The sequence below is a fragment of the Enterobacter sp. WCHEn090032 genome, assembly GCF_003986875.1.
Lineage (GTDB): Bacteria > Pseudomonadota > Gammaproteobacteria > Enterobacterales > Enterobacteriaceae > Enterobacter > Enterobacter sichuanensis.
This window is the reverse complement of sequence record NZ_RXRN01000042.1, coordinates 20748-28839: the sequence shown is the minus strand read 5'-3', so window position 1 is coordinate 28839 and position 8092 is coordinate 20748. Positions and strand designations below refer to the sequence as shown.

At 51.3% G+C, this 8092-nt stretch carries 7 protein-coding genes; all 7 read left to right on the top strand.

Annotation, left to right across the window (positions count from 1 at the left end; translation table 11 throughout):
* Positions 1 to 251: 251 nt before the first annotated feature.
* Complete coding sequence (gene secE / locus EKN83_RS22395; protein ID WP_013094999.1) at positions 252 to 635, top strand: preprotein translocase subunit SecE; 384 nt, start codon at positions 252 to 254, stop codon at positions 633 to 635.
* Between the two features lies 1 nt (position 636).
* Positions 637 to 1182 carry a transcription termination/antitermination protein NusG gene (nusG, locus tag EKN83_RS22390; RefSeq protein ID WP_003862341.1) on the top strand — a complete coding sequence of 182 codons (546 nt, stop codon included), beginning with the start codon at positions 637 to 639 and terminating at the stop codon, positions 1180 to 1182.
* A 156-nt stretch (positions 1183 to 1338) separates the two neighbouring features.
* Positions 1339 to 1767 carry a 50S ribosomal protein L11 gene (gene rplK / locus EKN83_RS22385; protein WP_008503452.1) on the top strand — a complete coding sequence of 143 codons (429 nt, stop codon included), beginning with the start codon at positions 1339 to 1341 and terminating at the stop codon, positions 1765 to 1767.
* Positions 1768 to 1770: 3 nt separating this feature from the next.
* The gene (gene rplA / locus EKN83_RS22380) at positions 1771 to 2475 is read left to right on the top strand and encodes a 50S ribosomal protein L1 (RefSeq protein WP_013095000.1); all 705 of its coding nucleotides are present in this window, start codon (positions 1771 to 1773) and stop codon (positions 2473 to 2475) included.
* Positions 2476 to 2767: 292 nt separating this feature from the next.
* A complete protein-coding gene (rplJ, locus tag EKN83_RS22375) occupies positions 2768 to 3265 on the top strand; it encodes a 50S ribosomal protein L10 (RefSeq protein ID WP_013095001.1) in 498 nt (165 codons plus the stop codon).
* A gap of 66 nt (positions 3266 to 3331) precedes the next feature.
* Positions 3332 to 3700, top strand: coding sequence for a 50S ribosomal protein L7/L12 (rplL, locus tag EKN83_RS22370; RefSeq protein WP_013095002.1), 369 nt, complete (start codon positions 3332 to 3334; stop codon positions 3698 to 3700).
* A 319-nt stretch (positions 3701 to 4019) separates the two neighbouring features.
* Positions 4020 to 8048: a DNA-directed RNA polymerase subunit beta gene (gene rpoB, locus EKN83_RS22365; RefSeq protein WP_025759620.1), complete on the top strand. Its 4029-nt coding sequence runs from the start codon at positions 4020 to 4022 to the stop codon at positions 8046 to 8048.
* The last annotated feature ends 44 nt before the right edge of the window (positions 8049 to 8092 follow it).

Genomic DNA, 8092 nt, shown 5'->3' with positions numbered 1-8092 from the left:
GGTTGCTAAAGTTCTCGGCTAATTGCTGATAACATTTGACGCAATGCGCAATAAAAGGGCATCATTTGATGCCCTTTTTGCACGCTTTCACGTCAGAACCTGGCTCATCAGTGATTATTTTTGTCATAATCATTGCTGAGACAGGCTCTGCAGAGAGCGTATAATTCGAAAAGCGAATTAGCATTTCGATTTGGTTTGCCTCGCAATCGCGGGGTGAAAATGTTTGTAGAATACTTCTGACAGGTTGGTTTATGAGTGCGAATACCGAAGCTCAAGGGAGCGGGCGCGGCCTGGAAGCGATGAAATGGGTAGTGGTAGCCGTTCTGCTGATCGTAGCGATTGTCGGTAACTACCTTTATCGTGACATTATGCTGCCGCTACGCGCGCTTGCAGTGGTAATTCTGATTGCTGCAGCGGGTGGTGTCGCGCTGTTGACGACGAAAGGCAAAGCGACTGTCGCTTTTGCTCGCGAAGCGCGTACCGAAGTCCGCAAGGTAATTTGGCCGACTCGCCAGGAAACATTGCACACCACGCTGATCGTAGCGGCGGTTACCGCTGTAATGTCACTGATCCTGTGGGGACTGGATGGTATTCTGGTTCGCCTGGTATCCTTTATCACTGGCCTGAGGTTCTGAGATGTCTGAAGCCCCTAAAAAGCGCTGGTACGTCGTTCAGGCGTTTTCCGGTTTTGAAGGCCGCGTAGCAACGTCGCTGCGTGAGCATATCAAATTACACAACATGGAAGAGTTATTTGGCGAAGTTATGGTTCCGACCGAAGAAGTGGTTGAGATCCGTGGCGGCCAACGTCGCAAAAGCGAGCGTAAATTCTTCCCGGGTTACGTGCTGGTTCAGATGGTTATGAACGACGCGAGCTGGCACCTTGTGCGCAGCGTACCGCGTGTGATGGGCTTTATCGGCGGCACGTCTGACCGTCCGGCGCCAATCAGCGACAAAGAAGTTGATGCGATTATGAACCGCCTGCAGCAGGTGGGTGATAAGCCGCGTCCGAAAACGCTGTTTGAACCGGGTGAAATGGTTCGTGTTAATGACGGTCCGTTTGCTGACTTTAACGGCGTCGTTGAAGAAGTGGACTACGAGAAGTCCCGCCTGAAAGTGTCTGTTTCTATCTTCGGTCGTGCGACCCCAGTAGAGCTGGACTTCGCTCAGGTCGAAAAAGCCTAAGCAGCGATCAAAAAAGCGACGATTTAATCGTTGCACAGGGCGCGAGATTGGAATACAATTTCGCGCCTTTTGTTTTTATGGGTTAAGGCCCGTAAAACGAATTTTATTCACGGGGAGCCTCACTGAGGCGTTATCACCCAATCAGAGGATTTTAGAATGGCTAAGAAAGTACAAGCCTACGTCAAGCTGCAGGTTGCAGCCGGTATGGCGAACCCAAGTCCACCAGTTGGTCCAGCTCTGGGTCAGCAGGGTGTGAACATCATGGAATTCTGTAAAGCGTTCAACGCCAAAACTGAATCCCTGGAAAAAGGTCTGCCAATCCCAGTTGTTATCACTGTTTACGCTGACCGTTCTTTCACTTTCGTTACCAAAACCCCTCCAGCAGCTGTTCTGCTGAAGAAAGCGGCTGGTATCAAGTCTGGTTCCGGTAAGCCGAACAAAGACAAAGTGGGTAAAATTTCCCGCGCTCAGCTGCAGGAAATCGCGCAGACCAAAGCTGCCGACATGACTGGTGCCGACATTGAAGCGATGACTCGCTCAATCGAAGGTACTGCACGTTCCATGGGCCTGGTAGTGGAGGACTAAGAAATGGCTAAACTGACCAAGCGCATGTCCGTGATCCGTGACAAAGTTGATGCGACCAAACAGTATGACATCAACGAAGCTATCGCTCTGCTGAAAGAACTGGCGACCGCTAAGTTCGTTGAAAGCGTTGACGTTGCTGTTAACCTGGGCATCGATGCTCGTAAATCTGATCAGAACGTTCGTGGCGCGACTGTACTGCCACACGGTACTGGCCGTTCCGTTCGCGTAGCTGTATTTACTCAGGGTGCAAACGCAGAAGCTGCTAAAGCTGCTGGCGCTGAACTGGTAGGTATGGAAGATCTGGCTGACCAGATCAAGAAAGGCGAAATGAACTTCGACGTTGTTATCGCATCTCCAGATGCAATGCGCGTTGTTGGCCAGCTGGGCCAGGTTCTGGGTCCACGCGGCCTGATGCCAAACCCGAAAGTGGGTACTGTAACCCCTAACGTTGCTGAAGCGGTTAAGAACGCTAAAGCAGGTCAGGTTCGTTATCGTAACGACAAAAACGGCATCATCCACACCACCATCGGTAAAGTGGACTTCGACGCTGACAAACTGAAAGAAAACCTGGAAGCTCTGCTGGTTGCGCTGAAAAAAGCAAAACCAACTCAGGCGAAAGGCGTGTACATCAAGAAAGTTAGCATCTCCACCACCATGGGTGCAGGTGTTGCAGTTGACCAGGCTGGCCTGAGCGCTGCTGCAAACTAATGCCTTTACGTGGGCGGTGATTTTGTCTACAATCTTACCCCCACGTTTGCTAACGAAAGTTAGCGGCTAAAAGAATTGTTCGTTGGAGCCTGGCCTAATCCAGGCCTCCGTCGAAGACCGCAGGTGTTTCGCAAGAGACTTAATCCCCTGCGTAGACGGTGACAGAACGCTAAGATTATTTTTGGATATTCTGGCTTGTTTCTGCTCACCGTATTAAGACGCTCTTTCCGTTGGAAAGAGTGAAGTGAGTTCCGGAACATGAGTTCCGGCAAACATCCAGGAGCAAAAGCTAATGGCTTTAAATCTTCAAGACAAACAAGCGATTGTTGCTGAAGTCAGCGAAGTAGCCAAAGGCGCGCTGTCTGCAGTAGTTGCGGATTCCCGTGGCGTAACTGTAGATAAAATGACTGAACTGCGTAAAGCAGGTCGTGAAGCTGGCGTTTACATGCGTGTTGTTCGTAACACCCTGCTGCGTCGTGCTGTTGAAGGTACCTCTTTTGAGTGCCTGAAAGACACGTTTGTTGGTCCGACCCTGATTGCATACTCTATGGAACACCCGGGCGCTGCTGCTCGTCTGTTCAAAGAGTTCGCGAAAGCGAATGCAAAATTTGAGGTCAAAGCCGCTGCCTTTGAAGGTGAGCTGATCCCGGCGTCTCAGATCGACCGCCTGGCAACTCTGCCGACCTACGAAGAAGCAATTGCACGCCTGATGGCAACCATGAAAGAAGCTTCGGCTGGCAAACTGGTTCGTACTCTGGCTGCTGTACGCGATGCGAAAGAAGCTGCTTAATCGCAGTTATCTTTATAAAGCATCTGCTTACGTATAAACTTATTCTGATATTCAGGAACAATTTAAATGTCTATCACTAAAGATCAAATCATTGAAGCAGTATCCGCTATGTCCGTAATGGACGTTGTTGAGCTGATCTCTGCAATGGAAGAAAAATTCGGTGTTTCTGCTGCTGCTGCGGTAGCTGTTGCTGCTGGCCCAGCTGCTGACGCTGCTGAAGAGAAAACTGAATTCGACGTAATTCTGAAAGCTGCTGGCGCGAACAAAGTTGCTGTAATCAAAGCTGTTCGTGGCGCTACCGGTCTGGGTCTGAAAGAAGCTAAAGACCTGGTAGAATCTGCTCCAGCTGCGCTGAAAGAAGGCGTGAGCAAAGACGACGCAGAAGCACTGAAAAAATCTCTGGAAGAAGCTGGCGCTGAAGTTGAAGTTAAATAAGCCAACTTTTCTGGTTGCAGCCTAAGTTATTAGGCTGATGGCTGGTGACTTTTTAGTCACCAGCCTTTTTGCGCTGTAAGGCCTCGGTAGCATTTCACACTGTTTGACTATCGATGTGTCTTTCAATGCTTGTTTCTATCGACGACTTAATATACTGCGACAGGGTGCTCGCTCTGTGTAAATCGCAATGAAATGGTTTAAGCGTGATAGCAACAGGTATTGCGGAAAGTATTCAATTTTCCGGTCCACAAAATGGTGTTGCACAAACTGTCCCTTCGTCGGACAGATGGGTCGACTTGTCAGCGAGCTGAGGAACCCTATGGTTTACTCCTATACCGAGAAAAAACGTATTCGTAAGGATTTTGGTAAACGTCCACAAGTTCTGGACATTCCATATCTCCTTTCTATCCAGCTTGACTCGTTCCAGAAGTTTATCGAGCAAGATCCTGAAGGGCAGTACGGTCTGGAAGCCGCCTTCCGTTCCGTGTTCCCAATTCAGAGCTACAGCGGTAACTCCGAGCTGCAGTACGTCAGCTATCGCCTTGGCGAGCCGGTGTTTGACGTTCAGGAATGTCAGATCCGTGGCGTGACCTATTCCGCACCGCTGCGCGTAAAACTGCGTCTGGTGATCTACGAGCGCGAAGCGCCAGAAGGCACCGTAAAAGACATTAAAGAACAAGAAGTCTACATGGGTGAAATTCCACTCATGACGGACAACGGTACTTTCGTTATCAACGGTACTGAGCGTGTTATCGTTTCCCAGCTGCATCGTAGCCCGGGCGTCTTCTTCGACAGCGATAAAGGTAAAACACACTCTTCCGGTAAAGTACTGTATAACGCACGCATCATTCCTTACCGTGGTTCATGGCTGGACTTCGAGTTCGATCCAAAAGACAACCTGTTTGTCCGTATCGACCGTCGTCGTAAACTGCCTGCTACCATCATTCTGCGTGCACTGAACTATACCACTGAGCAGATCCTGGACCTGTTCTTTGAGAAAGTGATCTTTGAAATCCGCGACAACAAGCTGCAGATGGAGCTGGTGCCGGAACGTCTGCGTGGTGAGACCGCGTCGTTCGACATCGAAGCCGATGGCAAAGTGTATGTGGAAAAAGGTCGCCGTATCACCGCGCGCCACATCCGCCAGCTGGAAAAAGATGATATCAAACACATCGAAGTTCCGGTTGAATACATTGCAGGAAAAGTAGCCGCGAAAGATTACGTTGATGAATCAACTGGCGAGCTGATCTGCCCGGCGAACATGGAGCTGAGCCTGGATCTGCTGGCTAAGCTGAGTCAGGCTGGTCACAAACGTATCGAAACGCTGTTCACCAACGATCTGGACCACGGTCCATATATCTCTGAGACTATTCGCGTCGACCCAACGACCGACCGTCTGAGCGCGCTGGTTGAAATCTACCGCATGATGCGTCCTGGTGAGCCACCAACTCGCGAAGCGGCTGAAAGCCTGTTCGAGAACCTGTTCTTCTCCGAAGACCGCTACGATCTGTCTGCAGTGGGTCGTATGAAGTTCAACCGTTCTCTGCTGCGTGATGAGATCGAAGGTTCCGGTATCCTGAGCAAAGACGACATCATCGAAGTGATGAAGAAGCTCATCGATATCCGTAACGGTAAAGGCGAAGTGGACGATATCGACCACCTCGGTAACCGTCGTATCCGTTCCGTAGGCGAAATGGCGGAAAACCAGTTCCGCGTTGGCCTGGTACGTGTAGAGCGTGCGGTGAAAGAGCGTCTGTCTCTGGGCGATCTGGATACCCTGATGCCTCAGGATATGATCAACGCCAAGCCGATTTCTGCAGCAGTGAAAGAGTTCTTCGGTTCCAGCCAGCTGTCTCAGTTCATGGACCAGAACAACCCGCTGTCTGAGATTACGCACAAACGTCGTATCTCTGCACTCGGCCCAGGCGGTCTGACACGTGAACGCGCAGGCTTTGAAGTTCGAGACGTACACCCGACGCACTACGGTCGTGTATGTCCAATCGAAACGCCTGAAGGTCCAAACATCGGTCTGATCAACTCCCTGTCCGTGTACGCACAGACGAACGAATACGGTTTCCTTGAGACGCCGTACCGTAAAGTGACTGACGGTGTTGTGACCGACGAAATTCATTACCTGTCTGCTATCGAAGAAGGTAACTACGTTATCGCTCAGGCGAACTCCAACCTGGATGACGAAGGCCACTTTGTAGAAGATCTGGTTACCTGCCGTAGTAAAGGCGAATCCAGCTTGTTCAGCCGTGACCAGGTTGACTACATGGACGTATCCACCCAGCAGGTGGTATCCGTCGGTGCGTCCCTGATCCCGTTCCTGGAACACGATGACGCCAACCGTGCATTGATGGGTGCGAACATGCAACGTCAGGCCGTTCCAACTCTGCGTGCTGATAAGCCGCTGGTTGGTACTGGTATGGAACGTGCTGTTGCCGTTGACTCCGGTGTTACTGCAGTTGCTAAGCGTGGCGGTACCGTACAGTACGTCGACGCATCCCGTATCGTTATCAAAGTTAACGAAGACGAGATGTATCCGGGCGAAGCGGGTATCGACATCTATAACCTGACCAAATACACCCGTTCTAACCAGAACACCTGTATCAACCAGATGCCATGTGTGTCTCTGGGTGAGCCGGTCGAGCGCGGCGACGTGCTGGCAGACGGTCCATCCACCGACCTCGGTGAACTGGCGCTCGGTCAGAACATGCGCGTAGCGTTCATGCCGTGGAACGGTTACAACTTCGAAGACTCCATCCTCGTTTCCGAGCGTGTGGTTCAGGAAGATCGTTTCACCACCATCCACATTCAGGAACTGGCATGTGTGTCCCGTGACACCAAGCTGGGGCCAGAAGAGATCACCGCTGACATCCCTAACGTGGGTGAAGCTGCGCTCTCCAAACTGGATGAATCCGGTATCGTTTACATCGGTGCGGAAGTGACTGGCGGCGATATTCTGGTTGGTAAGGTTACGCCGAAAGGTGAAACCCAGCTGACGCCAGAAGAGAAACTGCTGCGTGCAATCTTCGGTGAGAAAGCGTCTGACGTTAAAGACTCTTCTCTGCGCGTACCAAACGGTGTTTCCGGTACGGTTATCGACGTTCAGGTCTTCACCCGTGACGGCGTTGAGAAAGATAAACGTGCGCTGGAAATCGAAGAGATGCAGCTCAAACAGGCTAAGAAAGACCTGTCTGAAGAACTGCAGATCCTCGAAGCGGGTCTGTTCAGCCGTATCTATGCGGTACTGGTTGCCGGTGGCGTTGAAGCTGAGAAGCTCGACAAACTGCCACGCGATCGCTGGCTGGAACTGGGCCTGACCGACGAAGAGAAACAGAATCAGCTGGAACAGCTGGCTGAGCAGTATGACGAACTGAAACACGAGTTCGAGAAAAAACTCGAAGCGAAACGCCGCAAAATCACTCAGGGCGACGATCTGGCACCAGGCGTGCTGAAGATTGTTAAGGTGTATCTGGCTGTTAAACGTCAGATCCAGCCTGGTGATAAGATGGCAGGTCGTCACGGTAACAAGGGTGTTATCTCTAAGATCAACCCGATCGAAGATATGCCGCACGATGCTAACGGTACGCCGGTAGATATCGTACTGAACCCGCTGGGCGTACCGTCTCGTATGAACATCGGTCAGATTCTGGAAACCCACCTGGGTATGGCTGCGAAAGGTATCGGCGACAAGATTAACGCCATGCTGAAACAGCAGCAGGAAGTCGCGAAACTGCGCGAATTCATCCAGCGTGCCTACGATCTGGGTACCGATGTGCGTCAGAAAGTCGACCTGAACACCTTCAGCGATGAAGAAGTGCTGCGTCTGGCAGAGAACCTGCGCAAAGGTATGCCAATTGCAACGCCGGTATTCGACGGTGCAAAAGAAGCTGAAATCAAAGAGCTGCTGCAACTGGGTGGTCTGCCAACGTCTGGTCAGATTACGCTGTTTGACGGCCGTACCGGTGAACAGTTCGAGCGTCCGGTAACCGTAGGTTACATGTACATGCTGAAACTGAACCACCTGGTCGACGACAAGATGCACGCTCGTTCTACCGGTTCTTACAGCCTGGTTACTCAGCAGCCGCTGGGTGGTAAGGCACAGTTCGGTGGTCAGCGCTTCGGGGAGATGGAAGTGTGGGCGCTGGAAGCATACGGCGCAGCATACACCCTGCAGGAAATGCTCACCGTTAAGTCTGATGACGTGAACGGTCGTACCAAGATGTATAAGAACATCGTGGACGGCAACCATCAGATGGAGCCGGGCATGCCAGAATCCTTCAACGTACTGTTGAAAGAGATTCGTTCGCTGGGTATCAACATCGAACTGGAAGACGAGTAATTCTCGCTCAAACAGGTCACTGCTGTCGGGTTAACCCCCGACAG